Here is a 20,667-nt window from a genome sequence, read left to right as displayed (position 1 = left end):
TATTAAAAATAAATATCTTACCAGATAATCAGCATTACAAAAATGAAAAACGATATTACATTTAAAGAATTAAAGGACTCCGGTTACACGCATAAAACGATTAATGAGGAAATCCAGGCGAACCTGATTGCCAGAATTAAAGCTAAGGAACCTGTATTTGAGGGACTGTGGGGCTATGAAGACACGGTTGTCCCCCAATTAAAAAAAGCCATTCTTGCCGGGCATCACATTAATTTACTGGGATTACGCGGCCAGGCCAAAACAAGGATTGCCAGAAGCATGGTCAATCTGCTTGATGAGTATATGCCCATTGTAAAAGGATCAGAAATCAATGACAGTCCGTTTCATCCGATTTCAAAATTTGCCAAAGATCTTATTGATGAGCTTGGCGATAAAACTCCCATTTCGTGGGTACACCGTTCTCACCGTTTCTATGAAAAACTGGCTACCCCCGATGTTAATGTGGCGGATTTGATTGGTGATATTGATCCTATCAAAGCAGCTACCTTAAAATTGCCTTATTCCGACGAGCGTGTTTTACATTACGGAATGATTCCGCGTGCCAACCGTTCTATTTTTGTTTTAAATGAGTTACCGGATCTACAGGCGAGAATCCAGGTTTCCCTGTTTAATATTTTGCAGGAAGGAGATATTCAGATCCGTGGATTCCAGTTGAGAATGCCTCTTGATATTCAGTTTGTATTCACGGCCAATCCCGAAGACTATACGAACAGGGGAAGTATTGTAACACCGCTGAAAGACAGAATCGGGTCCCAGATTTTTACCCATTATCCAAAAACAATTGCCCTTGCCCGGCAGATTACAGAGCAGGAAGCTTTGATTTCGGCTGAGGATAAAGCACAGATACAGATTCCCGACCTTGCGAAGGATCTTTTGGAGGAAGTTGCGTTCGCAGCCCGTATCAGTGAATATGTTGATGCAAAAAGTGGCGTAAGTGCCCGTCTTACCATCAGTGCCATGGAAAATTTAATCGCAGCAGCCAAATTGCGTTTGATTGAATCCGGAGCAGAGAGAACCACCGTCCGCCTGCTTGATTTCATGTCGATTATTCCCTCTATTACAGGAAAAATTGAACTGGTATATGAAGGAGAACAGGAAGGTGCTGATTATGTAGCCAAAATGCTGATTGACAAAGCAGTGATGACTCAGTTTGAAAGCATTTTCCCACGTATTCCCAAGCTGGAAAAAGAGGGAATTAAAACCCCATATACTGACCTGATCCGATGGTTTAATAAAAACCATTTGGAACTTAATTACAATGATACGGATGAAGAATTTTATGCTAAACTTAATAAGATAGAACCTTTGACAACCGTAGTGGAAGAAAATGCTGACGGATTAAGTACAGAAGACCAGAATTTCTGCAAAGAGCTAGTGCTGTGGGCACTAACCATCAGCAACAAAATTGACAAGTCTGAAAATCAGAATGCATTCACTTTTGACTCTCCGGGGATCGGCCAGTTCTTACGTAACTAAGCATCAATACGCCGGCAGGCTTAAAAAACTTTCAGATTTGATCTGAAAGTTTTTTTATTTTAAGAATGTCCCGTCCTGAAATAGCGATACACAAAAAAACAATCGTTATGGAAGAAAACTTAGAAACGCGCTATGTCAAGCGTACCCAGAAAGATTACAGTTTGAATTTGAAACTTCAAATTGTAAGAGAAATAGAAACGGGAAAATCAGGAATTACAGACAGTCGGAAAAAATATGGTATACAAGCACGCTCAACAATTGTTAGTTGGTTGAGAAAATATGGTACCTTTGATTGGGAATACCAAACACCATTTACCATGAAAAAGACTCCTGAACAGCGTATCATGGAATTAGAGGCAGAAGTTAAAGTGCTTGAAAAACAGAAAGCATTTTTAGAGAAACAGGCTTACATTGCTGATAAAAAAGCTATATTTTTTGATATGATGATAAATCTTGCTGAGAAAGAATATGATATTGATATCAGAAAAAACTCATCACCCGAACAATCACCAACTTCCGCAGTGAAGAAAAAGAAACCATAGTTTTTACCTGCGAATTGTTCGGGTTGGATAGACAAGTCTATTACAGAAGTATCCGAGGATATAAACGCTCACAAAGCAAAGCATTAAAAGTAATAACCCTCGTAGAAGATATCCGCATAAAAATGCCAAAATTAGGAGGTCGAAAGCTATATTTTATTTTGAGGGAACCTTTAAGATCTCTGAAAATAGGAAGGGATAAGTTCTTTGATATTTTGAGAGCTAATCATTTATTGATCACATCAAAGAGAAGCTATCATATCACAACCAATTCTCATCATAGATTCAGAAAACATAAAAATCTGATTTTGGAGTACTGTATCAACAAACCCAACCAGGTGTGGGTAGCAGATATTACCTATATTGGAAACAGGAAAAAACCGAGTTACTTAAGTCTGATAACTGATGCTTATTCTAAGAAAATTGTAGGTCACTATGTTGCAGATAATCTCAATACGGAAAGTAGCCTGATGGCATTGAAAAAGGCATTAAAGAACAATAAAACTGATAAAGAATCATTGATTCATCACTCTGACAGGGGATTGCAATATTGCTCAAATGAGTATCAGAAAATATTGATAAAGCATAAGATAAAATGCAGTATGACACAGAACTCTGATCCTTATGAAAATGCTATTGCAGAGAGAGTAAATGGTATTTTAAAACAGGAATTCGATATTGATAAATATGATATTGAGACTTCAATGAGAAGAAAAATTGTGGAGCAATCCATTAGCATCTATAATGAGTTCAGACCACATTTTTCAAATCATTATTTAACACCAAATCAAATGCATGAACAGTCCAAATTAAAAATGAAAACTTATAAAACAAAAAACCAAAGCAAAAGTAAATTTACTCTGGTTTAATTATTTATTTTTATCCTTTAATTTGTATCATTATTTCAGGACTAGTCAGAATAAAATTCAATAGTATGGTAAACGTTATACCAGATTATCATTTTTAAGTATGGCAGAACCAAAAGGATTATCAACCAGCCACAGCCAGTTTCCATCTTCATTCCTTTTCATTATGCAGGAAGTATGGCCTTTCATTTCGATAAGATGCCCGTCGGGAGCTTTTGCTGTCATTTCCCAATGATCAAGCCACATCGCAAGATCATTAACAACTGTCACATGCGGAGTTTCGCCTTGGATATCCAGTTGTAAACGGCAAATCTCATTCATAGCCAATGCTATCTGGTCAAGTCCTCTCAGCTCTCGTCCGTCTCGGTTAATATACACTGCATCTGGATCAAAGCAGCTTAATGCCCCTGCAGCGTCTCCGTTTTTTATACAATGTCGGAAATAGGCTACAGCACCCGCTTGTGTTTTTCTGTTAAAATCCTGCATTTATTTTAGATTTCTGGAGATTAATTCCTTCCAATGCTTTCTTGGTCGTTTTTTGTTTTAAAAAAGGAAATACATTCTTCCTGTACCCATTTTTATTAAACGCTAAAATACAATATTACTGAGACATTTTTTTATTTCTTTTGTATAGGAATGTAAGAATTGAATTCAACCTCTTTATTATCTGCCACCAGAGCTTCAATAAATAATTTTAAACAAAGCCTGCTGAAAATCAACCGGCTTTGTTATTATAGAATATCAGTCGCCAAAATATTGTAAATTTGCCCTGTCCATCTTTGTAAGAGATGGCTTTCTATTGTAAGTATTATGAAAAAAACAGCACTTTCTTTATTGGTCCTTCTGAATATTGTTTGCCAGGCACAAAATTTTGAGGTGATTCCCTTAGGAATTTATGGTGGAGAGCAGGAAGACAATTTATCTGCTTATCTGGTGGGAGCGCCGAAAGACAATGCATTTCTTTGCCTTGATGCCGGTACCGTAAATGCGGGAATACGAAAAGCCATTCAAATGAAAAGCCTCAACGGATCAGCAGAAACCGTACTAAAAGATCAGATAAAAGGATATTTTGTATCCCACGGCCACCTTGATCATTTATCAGGTCTTATCATCAACTCTCCTGCTGATTCCAAGAAGGATATCTTCGCTATTGCTCCGGTAATTCAGATTTTACAGAATCATTACTTTATCACAGATACCTGGATTAATTTTGCCGATCAGGGCCAGAAACCTATCCTTGGAAAATACCATTACAATGAGCTGCAGGAAGGTACTGAAATCCCCGCCCCTAAAACACCGTTTTTTATAACAGGCTACGAATTAAGTCATGTGAATCCTTATAAAAGCAGTGCTGCACTGGTGAGAAGAGATGATCATTACCTGCTTTATCTGGGTGATACAGGTGCGGACCGCATTGAAAAATCTGACCGTCTTGATAATCTATGGAAGGCTGTAGCTCCGCTTGTTAAGAAAAGACAGCTAAACACCATCTTAATTGAAGTCTCTTTCCCTAACAGCCAGCCTGAACATCTGCTGTTTGGCCATCTAACTCCTAACCTACTGATTGAGGAATTGAGTAAACTGAAAGAAAAAACCGGACAAAGCAGCCTTGAGGGACTCAATATTGTAGTTACCCATAGAAAGCCTACCGGTGATAACCCTGAGCTGATCAAAAAAGAACTGTTGGAAAACAACCCTTTAAAAGTAAATTATATTTTCCCTGAACAAGGTAAAAAGATCAACCTACCTTAATAGCAATGTAAAAGATGAGGCGAGATACGCTTCATCTTTTACATTTAAAAATAAGATAATCAAAAACTTAATTTTAATTTATTAAAATTAGTATTTTTTCTTTGTTTTATAAATTTAACATCGTAATATTGCAATATTAAAATTAAAATGATGGGCATTACTAAAACAGAAATTTACACAGAAGAACAAAACAGACTGGCTTCTCTTCTTAAAGTTTTGGGACATCCTGCCAGAATAGCCATTTTACAGTATATTATCAATCAAAAAGCATGCATCTGTAATGAACTTGTTGAAGAGCTTGGATTGGCTCAGGCAACAATTTCCCAGCATTTAAAGGAGTTGAAGAATATCGGAATCATCAAAGGCTCAATCGAAGGAAAGTCTGTCTGCTACTGCATTAATGAAAATATCTGGAAACAGTTTCAAAAAGAATTTAACCTGTTTTTTAATCAGGATGTCACTATAAAACAATGCTGTTAAAGGCATTTTTTTAAACTAATCATCGTAATATTGCAATATAACACTATAAAATATTTATTAACTAAATGTAATCCAGTATGAGACTATCAGAAATCAAAGAAATTCTGCCGACACTCGAAAATGTTGAATTTCAATTGGAAAACGGCTCTTTTGTACCCGACCATTTTCATGTAACTGAAGTGGGCCAGGTGGTGAAGAACTTTATCGATTGCGGCGGCGTGATCCGAAATGAGAAAGCGGTTAATTTCCAGCTATGGGATGCTGATGACTACGAACATCGTCTGAAACCGGGTAAGCTGCTTCACATCATACAGCTTTCAGAAGAGAAGTTAGGGATTGAAGACTCGGAAATAGAGGTAGAATATCAGGGGGAAACTATTGGTAAATATAACTTAGAATTTAATGGAAAAAGTTTTGTGCTGAAAAATAAAACTACAGCATGCCTTGCCCAGGAAGCTTGTGGGATTCCTTCTGAAAAGCAAAAGAAAAGCCTGTCTGAGCTATCTGCAAATCCAACATCGGCTTGCAAACCGGGATCAGGATGCTGCTAATTAGGCGGCCAGCTCTATTGTGAAAACAACAATCAAAGAGTGATGTAGCAGGCAAAGCTAAACCTATTCTATGACATCTGTGAATAGAAGAAAACTGTTATCAAAGCTACGATAAAAGGTACACATCATTTTTGATTTGTACCTTTTACTTTGTTTTGTTTTTTCAAAGCAGCTGTATTGTACATTCAACATATCAGATAAAATAAAAGGACAGAAACCAGGTTTCTATCCTTAATTAAAACCTTCTGAAAACAGATCTACTATTTTATCGGGATTTTAATATACTCATTATCAAAGTTGAGAATTTCTTACAATTATTAATTTTTTATCATGGTGTATATTGCATTTCTTTTACTGCTATCTATTTTCAGAGACCGTATACCAAAATAAAGATAGCCCTTTTAATATACATCCAGCTATATATAATCAGCATAATCTTACATATATCCCACTTTTTATAAGTCTTCCAGGTTTCCAAGACGTCTTTGTTTCAATTGCTTATAGAATGAAGGAGAAAGCCCTGTAATTTTTTTAAACTGATTAGAGAGATGAGCCACACTGCTGTAGTTGAGTTTATAAGAGATTTCTGTAAGATTGAGTTCATCATACAGCAGTAATTCTTTTACCTTTTCTACTTTATTAATAATGATAAAGTGCTGCAGCGTCATTCCTTTCACCTCAGAAAATGTGTTTGCCAGGTAGGTATAATCATACCCCAACTTTTCACTTACATAATCTGAGAAATTTTCTTTTGGAAGAGCATCTGAATAATGAATCATTTCTATGACTACATTTTTTATTTTTTCTATCAGGATACTTTTTTTATCATCTAATACTTCAAGTCCTGTTTTAAGTAGATTTTCTTTCAGAATTTGCCTTTGTCCGGAGCTTATATTATCTGACAATTCTACAGTTCCCAAATCTACAACAGCATTTTTAATACCCAGCCTTTCCAGTTCCTGATGGACAACCATTTTGCACCGCAAACTTACCATATATTTTATATACAACCTCATTACCCTTGCTGTTTATACCCATTAATTATTTCATTAACAGTTATTTATCCAAAGTTAGTCTATTAAATCTGAACTATCTATGATTTATACAACAAATTAATAGACTATTGTAAAGCTTTCCTTTTTTAATGATTGAAATTTACAGCTAACGAAAAGTATTCACAAGATCAAGAAAAGGGCAGAAAAACTGCAATCAATGAGCAGTTAACAGCTTACTGATGCTGCTAATACAATTGTGATGACGGATTTTAAAGAGAAAAATGTTATGGCACAATCGTGGTGAAAAGGTAAATTAAAAAAATAGCAATCAGTACAATTCCCTGCATGATATTAGTTCTGCCGGTTGCCAGGGAAACAGTAATAATAAAAAGTGACAGCCCCAGAAGTATGGTTGATTTAATATCTATTCCCAATGTCATCCGTATGCCGGTCATTACAGATATAATGGCAATGGCAGGAATACTCAGTCCTATACTTGCTAAGGCGGAACCAAAAGCCAGGTTTAATGAGGTTTGAATTTCATCGCTTTTTGCAGCCCTGAATGCCGCAAGCCCTTCCGGAAGAAGAACAATACCGGCAATAATGATACCTACCAGAGATTTAGGAGCTCCCACTGAAACCACTATATGTTCAACATCTTTTGAAAGGAGTTTCGCCAGTAAAACCACTATTCCCAGGCATAGAATCAATAATACACAACTGATATACAGCTGTTTCCGGGAAATTATTTCATGACTGTTTTGTGCAGTTTGGTTTCCGGCCAGTTTGTTTTGTGGAGAAATAAAAAAACTTCTGTGCCTAAGCGTCTGAATCATGGTAAAGCCAAGGTAAAGCCCCAAAGAAATCAAAGCGATGAACAGCAGCTGAAAAGAAGTATATTCACCTCCGAGATGACTTATCGTATAATTGGGCAGGATAAGCACAAAAATAATAACAGAAGTAAGGGTAATCAGTGCAGTACTCACTCCCTGCAATGTAAAGCTTTGCTCCCTGTATCTTAACGAACCTATTACAATGCAGCCACCAATAATTCCGGTAAGGATGATCATCACTGCGGCAAAGACCGTATCTCTGGCAAGAGTAATGGTTTCCAGCCCTTTCGCCCCCATCATAATGGAAATAATCAGCCCTACTTCTATAACAGTGATAGCAAATGCCAGAAGCAAAGTCCCGAATGGCTCACCCAAACGATGGGCAATAGCTTCGGAATGATATACCGCAGCCAGAACACTTCCCATTAAAAATAAGGCAAGAATCACAGAGTAATACGCTGAAGAAAAAACAGAGTTTCCGGCATAAAAGAGCCAGGCCAGAACAGGAACCAAAAAAGTCCACATTCCCAGATATTTTTTTATATTCATACATTAATATTTTACAATTGAATTATCCCCTGGAGAAATCAGCAGGTTTATTTGCTTTTCCAAAACAATTACTATACATGATTTGAAGCTGACTAGAGATGGTATACCAGAAATATCAATAATAAAAAGAAGTGAAATATTCCAGAACTTTGAGTTCCGATCGGCAGTTCAATGTAGTTATTCAGCAAGGTACGAATAATCAATCACTTATTTGTGATTATACACCAGTATTTAAGATTTACAGTTGCTGTTTCCGCCTCCGGGCTGAAAAAACGGATGCTTTTAAAAGTGTGATATCTGCAACATTAAAAAAACAATCTGTAATACAATAGATTATAAAAAAACCAACTTTGTATGGTAGCAATTAAGTTACACTAAACTCCACCTTATGGACACACATCAAAACAAAGGCGACAATTCTTTCAAAATTCCGGGAAACTGGAGTTTGCAGTCAAAGCAACTGAAAGAAAAATTCTCAACGTTAACGGATTATGACCTGAAACTTGAAGAAGGTAAAGAAAAGGAGATGCTTGAAAGAATCGGAAACAGACTAAGAAAAAACCGTGAAGAGGTTATCAATATTATAAAAGATATTAATCTTTCATAATCTTTTTCTAGAATACGGTTAAAGCCTGCGAAAAAAGTTTTAACTTGAAAAGGGATGGAAATCAGGCAGTTTCATCCCTTTTGTTTACAACACACCAGGAGGCAGAATATTTATTCCCCAATAAACCTAGTACTAAAATTTTCATCTTATTAAATATTTTCACAGTGAAAACAATACATCTTTTCCGCTTTAACAATTCAATTTTCCGCAATATTCCTTTCTTCAAAGAAGAGCACAGGTTGAGAACTGATGTAACAGAACTCGATGTAATGAATATTGAAATAGTAACCGAGTATGTTGTTAAAATCCATGATGATTTTACTTTCGAAAGCACATCCAGCAATGATCTTTTATCAATGTGCAGAAAAGCTCAAAAAACAATTGAACATTACTTTGTTACCGGACTGAATGACTATGATCTTATTTGAGCCTATTCTGTTCATAAAGCCGAATTATCATTATCTTAGGAAAAATTTAGAATGAAAAAAAGTCATATCACTTACGAAAATGTACCGGGGAGAACAGATAAAGAGAATAATCTTTAGCACTTTAAATTCTCTTATTTAAGTTTGATGCTATACTACGTTATTCTAAAAATAAAAACGCTGTAAACATTGATATTTACAGCGTTTTAGCTTATTTTGGTTTCCCAACTGGCGGAGAGTGAGGGATTCGAACCTAGCAATAAAAACCATCTGATATGATACAATTAACATAAATCCAGACAATAGCCACGAATCTGCCACAACTCTATATTTTTATAATCTGCAAAAAAATCTTAACTCTTAACTAAAGAACTCTTTAGTTTTCTAATTACAAATATAAAAAAATTGTATTAAAAATGCTACATTAGTTACATAAATTCGTTTCGGAAATAGATCGACTATAAGATATAAAAGAAAAAAAAAGCTTCCGAACCATTTTTGAAAGATATTAAAAAAAGTTTATGATGAAAAACATACTCAAAGGTGAAGATTATCATATCCTCTGGACTTGAACTTAAACAAAGTTATTGCTTTAAAGACACTATTCACGAAGTGTGTAGTTAAAAAGTTAGGGCTTGGATTTTATAATCTGAGCCTTTTTTCAAAAATAAGCATAAATTGGTTAAGAACGATTCCCCAATTTTGAATTGGCATCGTCCATTTTTTTAGTAGCTTCTTTTAATGCCAAATATACTGATTTCATTACGGCATCATCAGTAGGGAACGACATTTTATTTTTGGTGTATTTTCTTATTTTTCCGTTAAGATTTTCAATTAAATTTGTGGTATAAATGATCTTACGGATCTCTAAAGGAAACTCAAAAAATACAGTCAGCTCATCCCGATTATTCCTCCAGGATGCAATAGCATAAGAATATTTGCTTTCCCATTTTTCCGCAAAATCATTTAGAGCTGCTTCTGCGGCTTGTTTTGTTGGAGCGGTGTAAATATGCTTCATATCGGAAGAGAACTCTTTTCTGTCCTTCCAAACTACATATTTGCAGGCATTTCTGATCTGGTGAACAACACAAATTTGGGTTTGAGATTTAGGAAATACGGAACGGATGGTTTGGGTAAATCCGTTTAAATTATCGGTGGCGGTGATGAGAATATCCTCTACACCACGAGCTTTTAAATCTGTGAGAACACCCATCCAGAAGGCTGAGCTTTCATTTTTTCCAAGCCACATTCCCAAAACTTCCTTTCTCCCGTCACGATTTAATCCAACAGCCAGATAAACAGTTTTATTAATGACTTTGGCGTTTTCCCTTACCTTGAAAACAATCCCATCCATCCAAACAATGAGATACCAATCTTCAAGCGGGCGGTTCTGCCAGCTCACCACTTCACTTGCAATAGCATTGGTGATTCGTGAGATGGTGGAAGTGGAAACATCAAAATCATACATTTCTTTGATTTGTTCTTCAATATCGCTTACACTCATTCTTTTAGCGTAAAATGAGATGATAATATTCTCCAAACCATCGATGATGTTGTGTCTCTTTGGAACTAATGCAGGTTCAAAACTGCCTTCTCTATCTCGGGGAACTTTAATTTCAGATTCGCCAAATGAGGATTTTATCTTTTTGGTTCCGTGTCCGTTTCTGTAACTTCCAGTGGCAGACTTCTGATGCTTCTCATTATCCAAATGAGAGTCCAATTCTGCAAGCATATGCTCTACAGCTCGCTTATGCATTTCTTTGAAGAATGATGTTAAGTCTTCTCCACTCTTGAAGGACTTGTAGAAATCCTTGTTGTTTAATAATTCTTCTTTGTCGATCATAACTATATAGGTTAAAAATAATAAAAAAGTTGTTTCCGAAAATTATTTTTGAGCTTTAGAGGGCTCAAAAATTTTTCAGAATAACTTTTTAACTTACACAGTTAGTGAGACACTACCATTAAAAATTAATAATTTTTATTGATTCTATAACCGCTTTATCTTGATTTTTCAGGTTTAAATGTTTTTTGATGCTTTTTGAAAACTTCAGTTTTCGCATCTGGCGGAGTGTTCTGTTCTGGCTTTTAGTAATTGTCAACTTCCGTTTGAGTTCATCCCCGTAATTGAAGATTAGAGATTATTCTAAAACCCATCACAATAATTAGGATTATTAACTTTGTCAATTCCCACTAACGCACACCAACTGCAAAGGTTTGTTTCCTTTTTGCAAAAAGGCAAGATACAAAGGCACATCTTCCTGCACAAACCTCCTATTTTTTCAGAGCGCTCTCTATTAAATATTTTCTACTGTTGAAAGAAAAAGTATTCAATATTTGAAAAAATATACTACACTGTATTTATTTAGTTAAAAGCCTATCCTGTTACTATTTTATTCACTACGGTTATATCCTGTACTTTTATCTATCTCATAAACTAATCTGTGTTTATTCATATAGAATCCGTCTTGACTTTTTGAAAATACAAAAGGGTTGAAGAAATTTGTGTTGCAAAACATAAAAATTCCTTATCAACCCCTATGTACAAAGTACTAAGCAAAGATACAATAGAAATGGAAATAGTACCTTATCTACCAACCCCCAAAAGAGGGTTTAAAGCAAAAGTTCCTTTATATGAGATAGTTAATTGTATTTTATATAAATTAAAAACGGGAGTTCAATGGCATTTGCTGCCGATATTACATTTGTTCAGCGATAAGACACTGCATTATAAAACCATATTTGGTTATTACCGAAAGTGGTGCAAGGAAAACATATGGAAGACCTGTTGGATAGGTTTTCTGGGTCGAAACAAAGGTAAAATCGACTTATCCAGTGGCGATTTGGATGGTAGCCATACCATAGCTGTAAGAGGAGGAGAAGAAGTCGGATATCAGAGAAGAAAAAAGCATAAAACGACCAACGCTCTATACTTTACGGATAGACAGGGGCTCCCTCTGGCTATGTCTAAACCTGTTTCAGGTAATCATCACGATCTTAATAATATTGAACTGCATTTTGTTGAAATCATAAATACTTTACAACAGGCAGCCATTTCCGTAGAGGGGCTTTTTATGAATGCAGATGCCGGCTTTGATGCTGAAAACTTACGCAGAATTTGTCAGCAAAAAGGAATCATCGCCAATATTGCTCAGAATAAAAGAAATTCAGGCATGGATAGTGAGTTAGCTTTTGATGAAGAATTATACAAAGAAAGATACAGCATTGAACGAACAAATGCCTGGATGGATAGCTTTAGATCTTTGTTGAACAGGTTTGATACGACAGTATCAAGCTGGATTGGGTTCAATTACTTAGCCTTTATTACTATCGCATGCAAGAAATTTAAAAAGTCAAGATGACTTCATAGTGTTGCAGATATGATATACAGTGATTTTACTACATGAAACAACATATAAAACTACAGTTCTTTAGGATAGTATATAAAATATGAACACTAAATTCATACTGTAATTATATTCAAACTCGCATACACAAAAAATATAAATATAAATTTAATAAACTTATGAAAAAAGCACTTTTATTTTGTCTATTTTCTGTATTATATACGCAAGCTCAAGTTGGTATTCTTACCAGCAATCCTCAAGGAGCATTCCATGTGGATGCCGGAAGAGATAACCCTACTACAGGAGCTCCCACTGCAGCCCAACAGCTCAATGATTTTATCGTAGCAGCTTCTTCAGGATTTGTGGGAATCGGAACTACAACCCCTACCAATCGACTTCATGTAGTAGGCAATGGGGTGGATGATCCTGTTTCAGTTTCTGCCCTGAATGTAGGCGATACAAAACAAGATTATTTATTGGGAATAACCTCGACCGGAGTTATCAAATCATTAGGAACACTGGATGGACTTTCCATCCCCCTCCCTGCGCTATTCACCTTAGGCGCTGATGCTAATAATTTTCTGGCTTCACAAGCTGCTGGAAGCTCTCAGGTTGTTAACATGTCAATGATAAAAAACGCTATTCCAGGTCTTACTTGGAACGGAACAACTAAAACGATCACCCTTCCCGCCGGAACTTATGTAATCTCATTCACCTATGAAGCCCTTCATAACAGCCCAGGTTGTGACCTGAGCTCTTATTTTTTTGATTTTCCAAATGGTGCGAGAGTTCATAGTAATGCTCCTCATATAGAAGGAATACTTGCATTACATGGTGGAACTATAAGCTATACGACTAAACTTACAAACAGCAGTAATTCTTTCACGATTAATCTTGGAAGAGGGCAGGCAGGAAACTGTACTGGAACAGGTATGCTTTTAAAAAAGAATTCCACTCATTTATTAATATACAGAATCGGAGCCTAATGAATATGTTTCATTTATTAAGTATTAACCAACCATGTTGAAATGAAAAAAATAATATTATTAATCTTCGTGAATTATATCAATATATTGCACAGTCAAGTTGGAATCAACACATCTCATCCTATAGGTGTTTTTCACATTGATGCAAAGGGCAATAACCCGTCAGGAACTCCTTCATTACTCTATCTTATTGATGACTTCGTTATAGATGCTAACGGAAACGCAAAATTCATCCCATTTACTAGTAATTATAATACTAAATTATTTATTTATAATTCATCAGGCGATAATGTAAAAATAGAAGGAATACTTCTTGCCGAAGCCCCTAAAAGCCTAAGCTTATTAGGAGCTTACCGACCTTCAGCGACAGTAAGCTTTCTAAAAAGAGAAGGATCTATTGATCAGTTGGGCATCCCAGGACTAACTGTGCTTGAGTTAGCAGCTGATATCAATGGTTTTCTTAATGGTGTAGGTGCTGGAGATGCTCAAGATATCCCTATGACTATGATAAAAAATTCTATTGATGATTTAACATATGATGCATCCAATCACACAGTCTTTCTTCCGCAAGGCATGTATCAGATTTCGATTGTATTTAAAGCTAATCATTCAGGATGTACTATCAGCTCTTATTTCTATGACTTTCCTTTTAATACAGGCTTTGCAAGAGTACATAGCAATACCCGGCATCTCGTTGGTACGGGCGATCAGTCAGTACATTCGGGTAAAATTACCTATACAACACAAATTCTTGCCGGTGGAAGTTCCATAAGAATCAACCTAGGTAGAGGTCAGGCTGGAAATTGCGGTATGACAGGCATGAACCTATTAGGAAATGGAACACAGTTTATCATCAATAGAATTGGCGATTAATTCTACAAACACAAGATTATTACTTACATGCCCATTTAATTCTTTGTTTCACATAGACCTTCAAAATGAGCAACTTTTAATTTTTTCTATTTCACATTAGAGTAGTATGCCTGACATCCGATTTCGCTATAGTTTATTCAGAACCTAATAAACTTTAAATCTTTTTTATATAAGTCTATATTTTTGGTCTTCCTTTATATTCTGTTTCGCGAGTCTGCCACTGTTGGAACAGTACGGAGGTAGCACAGATACAGATGTCTAATGCTATACTTTAGTTTGATTATTCCGCAAACACCAACAAGGGCTGAACGCTTGCCGGTCCGTTGTATTGCAGAATAGACTCTACCATTTTATTAATTAGTTCATTATTCGGAGGAGAAAGATTGAAGACAATGAAAAAAATAATTCTTGGCTATATGTACTTTCAAAGCTTACAATAGCTTTGTTTAATATCAGATATCGAACATAAAAACTAAATAATTTTTTCCTTTATCATAATGAGCCGATAAGCCCCCAATTAAAATGAATAGCAGTATTGTAGAATCCCACCAAATTGACTATTCTAATTGCGAAAGTAATTGTCTTTTTAAATTATCATTTTTATTGAATCTCTAATTTAAATAGTAAGGCTTTTGGGGTAGGTCAAAGCCCACTATTACTTAGACAGGTATAGTTATACCATTATAGTTCTTCCTTTTTTAACGTATAAAAAATGTGGCAAATATATTTGCCACATCAAGGGTAAACCCAAAAAGACTAAGAATGAAAAAAAATAGTAATTTTAAATTACTGACTATGATGTTTAAAAGAAGATCTGTTTAAAAGTCCCGGCATCAGAGTGCAATCTATGCCGGGCTCTCAAAATAAAAATAATAAGGATAACATTATTTTAGTGATATGAAAAAATATTTATTCTACTGGTTGTTATCCTTTATTAAACATTATTAGATCATTTTATTATTTTCACTTAGTATCTGCTTAAACAGAGAGATAATGGATTAATCTAAGCAAAAATACCAAACAAAACAGAAAATAAACCTTAGATCAACAATGGTACATCGTATGTTATTCTAATTGATAATTATTCTTAGTTTTCTTTCTTGTAATATTGTGAATCGCTGCTAACAGATTCTATAGGAGAAAGGACAATATCGCTATCATCAATTTCTTTTATGATAAAGGTATCTATCCCTTTCGAAACCATTTTAACACCTACCGTATGATACCATAAATATAAGGTATCTTCAGAAACATTCCATTTATCATATTGTAATGTATGAATATTCACCGAAGTTGCAGTTCCGTTATCCTGCAGTTCAAAACCCTGTTTCTCACTTTGCTTGCCCGCAACAGGCAACCATTTTCCCGATAAATTTTCCCTGTAAGGATTGGGAACAGATGCTTTCGATGAAAACCCGATTTTTATGTTCTTTTCCGAAGAAGAGTTACATCCTGTCATCAGGCCAAGAAGAGCTAATAGAAATAGTTTTTTCATAATTGTATAATGTAAGCTGCCATGAATTATAAAAATAATACCATCATTTACATCTCATCATCAACATCTATTCTTACAATTACTTTTCACTTAATGTTTATGACACAAAAATAAAGAGTTATAATTATATATCATACGTAATAGAAGTCGTATTATCGCTAACCAATTATAGTTTTATCACTAATTTACACCCCAAATAAATCTATCAATTGAGCCATCTGAAAAATAAATAGTGCGGCAAGATATTGCCGCACCGGGGTCATCTAAACCCAAACACTAAGGATGAAAAATTAGGTTGTTAAAAGATATATGAATGTGAAGTTCTAACAAATTATTTTATAATTAAAACAAAAATGTTTATACTTAGTGCTTAAGGTTTTTCAAACCTGATGATAAATTCAACCTTATCAATATGTATTGTATTTGATCGCTGTTTAAATAAACTTTGATCATAAGAAGATTCATAAAAAACCTGACAGAAGTTACACTGCTGCCAGGCACCCAAATTAATTAATATGATAGTGTGTAAATCTTTGCATTATAAAACTGATTTTTTAGTTTATTATAATTTTTATTCATCTTTTAATAATCCAAATGTAAAAAGATGTTTTTAAAATATAAAATCACTCATAGTCGCATTATCACTAATACCAGGTAGTTTTTTCACTAATTCACATTGTTTAGGTATGAACGATAATGCAGATTATTTTTCTTTCGTATATTCCTCCTGATTTGTAGTATCAGTTCCTACAGGAGAAATCACCAGATTATTAATGTCAAGCTTCTTGATAATAAGAGTATCAATACCATTAGAAACCTGCTTAACCCCTTCTGTATGATACGACAGAAAAAGTGTATCCTTTGTAACCATCCATTTATCATATTGCAAGGTGTGAATATTCAACGAAGTGGCTACCCCGTTCTCATAGAGTTCAAAGCCTTGCCTTTCCTTCTCCATTCCGGGAATTGGCTGAAGCCACTTCCCTACAAGCCTGACTCTCTGCGAATTAAAACTTTGAGTAGAGTCAGCAACGGAAATCGACTTATTATTTCCGGAAGGAGAATTACACGCGCTCAAGAGTCCGAGGACCATCCATAAAATAGTTTGTTTTTTCATACATGAAAATTTAGAGTTTTCAAAAATTATTATTTATTCTGATTAATATAGCTTTACTTTTATGATTATAAAAAAGATTAAAACATAATATTTATCTTTTTGATCATAATTTTGTAAAAATAAATGATATTTTATTTGAAAGAAAAAAACTCATATAGGTTTATATTGAAAACAATGTAATATTATCACTACGGAATTATAAAATATTAGTTTTTTATGGAGTATTATCGAAATACTATGGAATAAAAGCTAATAGCATTGTGTTTTTTGTATTTGGACACTCTATCAGATCATAAAACATCCCTTACCGTATTTCAAACAACTGGTCAGAAATAATTTTTAAATAATCAACTCATGAAGATCGTAATTAATTTTTTTTTTTGCAGTACTTAAACTAGTGACTGATCCTTTTATTTTATTTATCATAGGGACTCTGCCGATCTTTATTTTAAGGAGAAGAAAAAAGTATAAAGAGGCCTGGGCAGGCATCATTATTGTAACAACCGTTGTAATAATGATTATGAATGGAATTTTAGGCAAGTTTACCGCACGGTATTTACAACAGGAATATATAAACCACCCTGCTCAAACCATTTCTTCGTCTTGTATAGTTGTAATTCTTGGCGGAGGAATGGCACGCATGGATCAGACCCAGCAACCATATATCATTTCATATTCAAGACTTATTGCCGCTTTCAAGCTGTATCAAAATGCCAAACAGAACGGACAGCCGTGCACAATATTGGCTTCCGGAAACGGAAACCCCTCCGGTATTTCTGAAGCAGCCCTATATACGAAAGCACTTATGGAAATGGGAATACCTGAAACTGATATCATAAAAGAAGAAAAGAGTATGAACACGTATGAAAATGCTAGATATTCAAGCATCATTTTACAAAAACTACCGCTTTCAAAAGTCTATCTGGTGACTTCCGGTTTCATATCAAAAGGTCAGTCATTTTATTTAAGACATTTGGAGTACAGACGGTACCATATCCTGCTGATCTTGTCAATACTCGCCTGACCGTTATTCCCAACTCTTACAATAGTGCCATGACTGCCATGATGTTGGGCGAAATAGTAGGTATATGGCAAGTTCAGCTTTATAACCGACTCGGACTTAATTAAACTTTCCTCCGCAAATTGTTCAATTAATAAATAAAAAGCCAGCCGTAATTTGAATTACGGCTGGGCAAAAATTAAGTGACATTTCATAGTTTATTATCAAGTTCATGATAAACTATCTGTCATGAAAAAACTGTAAAAATCATCTATAAAAACCAAATTGTATAATAATTGTTTAAAAAATCCCGAAACTCATATATTTTTTAATCTACATACTTTATAAATGCCGGAGCGGGATGAATTCTCCGGCGATTGCCACTAATTATGAAAACAGATCTAATTATGTTAAATACGCTAATCCCATTCTTCACACAATACCAATTAACTATGCTATAAAGTGTGAATTTCTTTAATTTCTTTATTGTAAATGTACTATCTATCCTTTGTATAACATTCTAACACAGTATAGTTTTATCTGTATTTCAATGTCATAAAAACACTACACTACTGCTGATAAGTTCCGTTTAATAAATTAACCAGGGCATCTGCATTAGAAGCAAAATGATCTGTCAGCAGTGTATTGATATTATTGAGCTTACTCAGCTTTTCATTTTCTGAAGAAATTTCCTTTCTGAGATTAAATCTGTTTTTAATATTCCTTTCCTGATTAAGCTGCTCTTTAAATGTATTAATTGTTGATACAGAAGAAGCTATCCTTTTAAGAAGGCTTTGATAATCATTTTTTATATTAGTCATTCCTCCGAAAACATCCTGAAATACAATATGATTGACTTTATAAATCACTTGTCTGTCTTTAATTTCAATAACATTGGTATAAGAGGGAATTGTAGACTGAGACTCATTATAATGCACTAAAGGCAATCTTTGCTCAAAAGAAAGAATACCTGACCTCTGATCGTCTCTGTTTACAGTATACTGGGAAGCATTATCGGTAAGCCATTTTTTTACAAGAGGATAAATATTCCTTTTTTGTTTGTTCACATTGATAACTTTAGTAAAGGTATAATCCCCATCTACAAGTTCCAGATTCTGAGCGTGTAAGAACGAGACAAAAACAATGAACAAAAGAGATAATTTTTTCATGGTATATTTTTATAAAAATTTGTTAATTCATTATTTCTTAAGCCCTGACAAAAAAGTTGAAACTTTCTGCAAAGCTTGTTTTCCGGCATCCCCCTTCAAATTGAACTGATATTCATGAGGTAAAACCGGACTATAATCCTCAGGATAAAACAGAGTATCCACTTTAACGTTCATCTGCACCAGCTTGCGAGCCAAGGCATGCGACTGATTCGCTAAAGGATCCCCATTTCCGACACTAATGAATGCTGGTGGAAATGTTGAACCAACATAATTATAGACGGAAGCAGATGCAATCTCAGGATCGTTCAAAAAATTTTCGGTTCCTGTATAGGCCCAAAGAATGGTTTTTAAAAAGCTTTTATATTGACCTTCAAACTTGACCTGTTTGAGGTCATAAGCACCACAAAATAAAACCACACCAGAAAGTTGTGCTCTTGTAATAGCGGGAAACATTTTCATTTGGGAGGCATAGGACGGTTCGGAGATAATATTGACCAGCTGTGCTGCAATTTGAGCCCCACCAGAGTCACCTGCAATGATGATTGAATCAGTATCTATATGAAGAGTACTGCTATTATTAATGAGATAATCCAATGCTTGGTTGGCCTGTATTACAGGAGTGGGATATTTATGTTCCGGAGCAATTGAATAGTTAATTGCTACCACTGTAAATCCCTTTCCAGCAAGGATCTTACAGTAGTTGGCTACGCTCTCTTTACTTCCGGCAACCCATCCTCCTCCGTGAATCCACATAATTGTAGGAAGCACTTTACGGATTTTAATTAGAGATTGAGGATAATATACATCTAGATAAGCATTTTTATCCTCTTTCTGATATTGCAGATTACTTATTGCCGCAATCCCAGCAGGCACAAAAGGCTGAAGTGCCTTCGACGTCTTTTTACCACTTTTATTGAAAGCAAGACGAATCAGCATAGCTTCGGGCCATGGACTTATCTGACAAAATAAATAGGTCCCTCCGCCCAAAACCATCATACAGAAGATGACTTTGAGCACTATTTTTCTCATGACGCCAAAAGCTTTGTTCATGTGTATTATTTCCATGATGTTTCAGAATTATTAGTTGAATACCGTTTGTGTTTTTTTGGTCGTTGGGGTTCTGCCTTATGATGAAAAACCACCATATCGAGATTTCTGTTTAATAAAGTAATCTCGCCATTTATATCGCTATACCTATAGTCATTATTTTCCGCAGTATATTCAGGCTGATCAATACTCTTTTTAAGCTCATGAGTTTCTCCATCCAGATGAATAGTCACGATATTGGTGGTCGTGTTAATAATTACCTCCATTTCATCTTCTGCGAACTGATCATCAAGATATACATTTTTAATAAGGTAGCTGGAAGAAGTTTGCTTGTCAATTTTATTTAGCTTTGTTTTTCCAGGCTGTGCACACGCTATTACTGAATGAATCAGTATTGCTAAAAAGAAAAGTAAAATATTTTTCATGGCAATACATTATTTAACTTGTTATGCCAACAACAATGAAGGCTTTGATGCCGTAATTGTTGTAAGCTGCAAAGCTTGCGATGAAATATAGTTCCCTTACTTATTTTTGTAAATATA

At 34.9% G+C, this 20,667-nt stretch carries 20 protein-coding genes and 1 pseudogene; 12 read left to right on the top strand and 9 right to left on the bottom strand.

The annotated features are described in order from the left end of the window. Window positions 1-42: 42 nt before the first annotated feature. From ACP3T3_RS01570 to ACP3T3_RS01560, 3 genes are all read left to right on the top strand, one after another. Entirely contained in the window at window positions 43-1,497 is a 1,455-nt protein-coding gene (locus ACP3T3_RS01570) for a sigma 54-interacting transcriptional regulator (protein WP_426478186.1), read from the top strand. A 107-nt stretch (window positions 1,498-1,604) separates the two neighbouring features. Continuing rightward, the gene (locus ACP3T3_RS01565) at window positions 1,605-2,039 is read left to right on the top strand and encodes a transposase (protein WP_426476642.1); all 435 of its coding nucleotides are present in this window, start codon (window positions 1,605-1,607) and stop codon (window positions 2,037-2,039) included. Between the two features lie 14 nt (window positions 2,040-2,053). Beyond that, on the top strand, window positions 2,054-2,905 hold the full coding sequence (locus ACP3T3_RS01560) for an IS3 family transposase (RefSeq protein WP_426477442.1): 852 nt from the start codon (window positions 2,054-2,056) through the stop codon (window positions 2,903-2,905). Window positions 2,906-2,980: 75 nt separating this feature from the next. On the opposite strand, the gene ACP3T3_RS01555 is transcribed toward ACP3T3_RS01560, so the two are convergent. Then, on the bottom strand, window positions 2,981-3,388 hold the full coding sequence (locus tag ACP3T3_RS01555) for a YybH family protein (protein WP_426478185.1): 408 nt from the start codon (window positions 3,386-3,388) through the stop codon (window positions 2,981-2,983). A gap of 324 nt (window positions 3,389-3,712) precedes the next feature. Between ACP3T3_RS01555 and ACP3T3_RS01550 the strand changes: the two genes are divergently transcribed. The 3 genes from ACP3T3_RS01550 to ACP3T3_RS01540 all read left to right on the top strand — a co-directional run bounded on the left by ACP3T3_RS01550 (window position 3,713) and on the right by ACP3T3_RS01540 (window position 5,685). Beyond that, a complete protein-coding gene (locus ACP3T3_RS01550) occupies window positions 3,713-4,654 on the top strand; it encodes a 3',5'-cyclic-nucleotide phosphodiesterase (protein WP_426478184.1) in 942 nt (313 codons plus the stop codon). A 150-nt stretch (window positions 4,655-4,804) separates the two neighbouring features. Continuing rightward, on the top strand, window positions 4,805-5,134 hold the full coding sequence (locus tag ACP3T3_RS01545) for an ArsR/SmtB family transcription factor (RefSeq protein WP_426480021.1): 330 nt from the start codon (window positions 4,805-4,807) through the stop codon (window positions 5,132-5,134). Window positions 5,135-5,211: 77 nt separating this feature from the next. Further along, window positions 5,212-5,685 carry a DUF6428 family protein gene (locus ACP3T3_RS01540; RefSeq protein WP_426478183.1) on the top strand — a complete coding sequence of 158 codons (474 nt, stop codon included), beginning with the start codon at window positions 5,212-5,214 and terminating at the stop codon, window positions 5,683-5,685. A 455-nt stretch (window positions 5,686-6,140) separates the two neighbouring features. Here the strand turns inward: ACP3T3_RS01540 and ACP3T3_RS01535 are convergent, their stop codons facing one another. Both ACP3T3_RS01535 and ACP3T3_RS01530 read right to left on the bottom strand, forming a co-directional pair. Beyond that, window positions 6,141-6,680 (bottom strand): helix-turn-helix domain-containing protein, encoded by a 540-nt coding sequence (locus ACP3T3_RS01535; RefSeq protein WP_426478182.1) that lies wholly within the window; start codon window positions 6,678-6,680, stop codon window positions 6,141-6,143. 284 nt (window positions 6,681-6,964) lie between these two features. Further along, complete coding sequence (locus ACP3T3_RS01530) at window positions 6,965-8,062, bottom strand: calcium:proton antiporter (protein WP_426478181.1); 1,098 nt, start codon at window positions 8,060-8,062, stop codon at window positions 6,965-6,967. A 388-nt stretch (window positions 8,063-8,450) separates the two neighbouring features. On the opposite strand from ACP3T3_RS01530, the gene ACP3T3_RS01525 reads away from it, so the two are divergent. Together ACP3T3_RS01525 and ACP3T3_RS01520 are read left to right on the top strand one after the other, a co-directional pair. Beyond that, window positions 8,451-8,669 carry a hypothetical protein gene (locus ACP3T3_RS01525; protein ID WP_426478180.1) on the top strand — a complete coding sequence of 73 codons (219 nt, stop codon included), beginning with the start codon at window positions 8,451-8,453 and terminating at the stop codon, window positions 8,667-8,669. 164 nt (window positions 8,670-8,833) lie between these two features. Continuing rightward, window positions 8,834-9,097 carry a heme oxygenase gene (locus ACP3T3_RS01520; RefSeq protein ID WP_426478179.1) on the top strand — a complete coding sequence of 88 codons (264 nt, stop codon included), beginning with the start codon at window positions 8,834-8,836 and terminating at the stop codon, window positions 9,095-9,097. Between the two features lie 639 nt (window positions 9,098-9,736). Here the strand turns inward: ACP3T3_RS01520 and ACP3T3_RS01515 are convergent. Continuing rightward, window positions 9,737-10,937: pseudogene (locus ACP3T3_RS01515) on the bottom strand (IS256 family transposase). Window positions 10,938-11,631: 694 nt separating this feature from the next. Between ACP3T3_RS01515 and ACP3T3_RS01510 the strand changes: the two are divergent. From ACP3T3_RS01510 to ACP3T3_RS01500, 3 genes are all read left to right on the top strand, one after another. Next, the gene (locus tag ACP3T3_RS01510) at window positions 11,632-12,453 is read left to right on the top strand and encodes an IS5 family transposase (protein ID WP_426478178.1); all 822 of its coding nucleotides are present in this window, start codon (window positions 11,632-11,634) and stop codon (window positions 12,451-12,453) included. 164 nt (window positions 12,454-12,617) lie between these two features. Further along, the gene (locus ACP3T3_RS01505; protein ID WP_426478177.1) at window positions 12,618-13,424 is read left to right on the top strand and encodes a hypothetical protein; all 807 of its coding nucleotides are present in this window, start codon (window positions 12,618-12,620) and stop codon (window positions 13,422-13,424) included. A gap of 42 nt (window positions 13,425-13,466) precedes the next feature. Next, a complete protein-coding gene (locus ACP3T3_RS01500; RefSeq protein ID WP_426478176.1) occupies window positions 13,467-14,297 on the top strand; it encodes a hypothetical protein in 831 nt (276 codons plus the stop codon). A gap of 1,087 nt (window positions 14,298-15,384) precedes the next feature. On the opposite strand, the gene ACP3T3_RS01495 is transcribed toward ACP3T3_RS01500, so the two are convergent. After that, window positions 15,385-15,792, bottom strand: a complete 408-nt coding sequence (locus ACP3T3_RS01495; protein WP_426478175.1) for a lipocalin family protein — start codon at window positions 15,790-15,792, stop codon at window positions 15,385-15,387. Between the two features lie 703 nt (window positions 15,793-16,495). Beyond that, window positions 16,496-16,909 carry a lipocalin family protein gene (locus ACP3T3_RS01490; RefSeq protein ID WP_426478174.1) on the bottom strand — a complete coding sequence of 138 codons (414 nt, stop codon included), beginning with the start codon at window positions 16,907-16,909 and terminating at the stop codon, window positions 16,496-16,498. Between the two features lie 520 nt (window positions 16,910-17,429). Here ACP3T3_RS01490 and ACP3T3_RS01485 point away from each other — a divergent pair. Next, window positions 17,430-17,933, top strand: coding sequence for a YdcF family protein (locus ACP3T3_RS01485; RefSeq protein ID WP_426478173.1), 504 nt, complete (start codon window positions 17,430-17,432; stop codon window positions 17,931-17,933). Between the two features lie 545 nt (window positions 17,934-18,478). Here ACP3T3_RS01485 and ACP3T3_RS01480 read toward each other — a convergent pair. Genes ACP3T3_RS01480 through ACP3T3_RS01470 form a run of 3 tightly spaced genes read right to left on the bottom strand, consistent with a single transcriptional unit; the run spans window position 18,479 to window position 20,550 of the window. Continuing rightward, window positions 18,479-19,078: a DUF4468 domain-containing protein gene (locus ACP3T3_RS01480; protein WP_426478172.1), complete on the bottom strand. Its 600-nt coding sequence runs from the start codon at window positions 19,076-19,078 to the stop codon at window positions 18,479-18,481. Window positions 19,079-19,108: 30 nt separating this feature from the next. Then, window positions 19,109-20,143: an alpha/beta hydrolase gene (locus ACP3T3_RS01475; RefSeq protein WP_426478171.1), complete on the bottom strand. Its 1,035-nt coding sequence runs from the start codon at window positions 20,141-20,143 to the stop codon at window positions 19,109-19,111. Beyond that, complete coding sequence (locus ACP3T3_RS01470; protein WP_426478170.1) at window positions 20,134-20,550, bottom strand: hypothetical protein; 417 nt, start codon at window positions 20,548-20,550, stop codon at window positions 20,134-20,136. The genes ACP3T3_RS01475 and ACP3T3_RS01470 overlap by 10 nt, the downstream gene beginning before the upstream one ends. Between the last annotated feature and the right edge of the window lie 117 nt (window positions 20,551-20,667).

It is taken from the genome of Chryseobacterium sp. CBSDS_008 (assembly GCF_049959325.1).
Lineage (GTDB): Bacteria > Bacteroidota > Bacteroidia > Flavobacteriales > Weeksellaceae > Chryseobacterium.
Note: the sequence above shows the minus strand (reverse complement) of the source record. Positions and strands in the feature narration are given on the sequence as shown.

Excerpts from the sequence above, each read along its gene's own strand:
- ACP3T3_RS01545 (WP_426480021.1), top strand. The coding sequence starts at position 4,805 with ATGGGCATTACTAAAACAGAAATTTACACAGAAGAACAAAACAGACTG.
- ACP3T3_RS01530 (WP_426478181.1), bottom strand. The coding sequence starts at position 8,062 with ATGAATATAAAAAAATATCTGGGAATGTGGACTTTTTTGGTTCCTGTT.
- ACP3T3_RS01555 (WP_426478185.1), bottom strand. The coding sequence starts at position 3,388 with ATGCAGGATTTTAACAGAAAAACACAAGCGGGTGCTGTAGCCTATTTC.
- ACP3T3_RS01570 (WP_426478186.1), top strand. The coding sequence starts at position 43 with ATGAAAAACGATATTACATTTAAAGAATTAAAGGACTCCGGTTACACG.
- ACP3T3_RS01535 (WP_426478182.1), bottom strand. The coding sequence starts at position 6,680 with ATGGTAAGTTTGCGGTGCAAAATGGTTGTCCATCAGGAACTGGAAAGG.
- ACP3T3_RS01475 (WP_426478171.1), bottom strand. The coding sequence starts at position 20,143 with ATGGAAATAATACACATGAACAAAGCTTTTGGCGTCATGAGAAAAATA.
- ACP3T3_RS01565 (WP_426476642.1), top strand. The coding sequence starts at position 1,605 with ATGGAAGAAAACTTAGAAACGCGCTATGTCAAGCGTACCCAGAAAGAT.
- ACP3T3_RS01510 (WP_426478178.1), top strand. The coding sequence starts at position 11,632 with ATGTACAAAGTACTAAGCAAAGATACAATAGAAATGGAAATAGTACCT.
- ACP3T3_RS01470 (WP_426478170.1), bottom strand. The coding sequence starts at position 20,550 with ATGAAAAATATTTTACTTTTCTTTTTAGCAATACTGATTCATTCAGTA.
- ACP3T3_RS01495 (WP_426478175.1), bottom strand. The coding sequence starts at position 15,792 with ATGAAAAAACTATTTCTATTAGCTCTTCTTGGCCTGATGACAGGATGT.
- ACP3T3_RS01480 (WP_426478172.1), bottom strand. The coding sequence starts at position 19,078 with ATGAAAAAATTATCTCTTTTGTTCATTGTTTTTGTCTCGTTCTTACAC.
- ACP3T3_RS01490 (WP_426478174.1), bottom strand. The coding sequence starts at position 16,909 with ATGAAAAAACAAACTATTTTATGGATGGTCCTCGGACTCTTGAGCGCG.
- ACP3T3_RS01505 (WP_426478177.1), top strand. The coding sequence starts at position 12,618 with ATGAAAAAAGCACTTTTATTTTGTCTATTTTCTGTATTATATACGCAA.
- ACP3T3_RS01550 (WP_426478184.1), top strand. The coding sequence starts at position 3,713 with ATGAAAAAAACAGCACTTTCTTTATTGGTCCTTCTGAATATTGTTTGC.
- ACP3T3_RS01485 (WP_426478173.1), top strand. The coding sequence starts at position 17,430 with ATGAATGGAATTTTAGGCAAGTTTACCGCACGGTATTTACAACAGGAA.
- ACP3T3_RS01525 (WP_426478180.1), top strand. The coding sequence starts at position 8,451 with ATGGACACACATCAAAACAAAGGCGACAATTCTTTCAAAATTCCGGGA.
- ACP3T3_RS01540 (WP_426478183.1), top strand. The coding sequence starts at position 5,212 with ATGAGACTATCAGAAATCAAAGAAATTCTGCCGACACTCGAAAATGTT.
- ACP3T3_RS01500 (WP_426478176.1), top strand. The coding sequence starts at position 13,467 with ATGAAAAAAATAATATTATTAATCTTCGTGAATTATATCAATATATTG.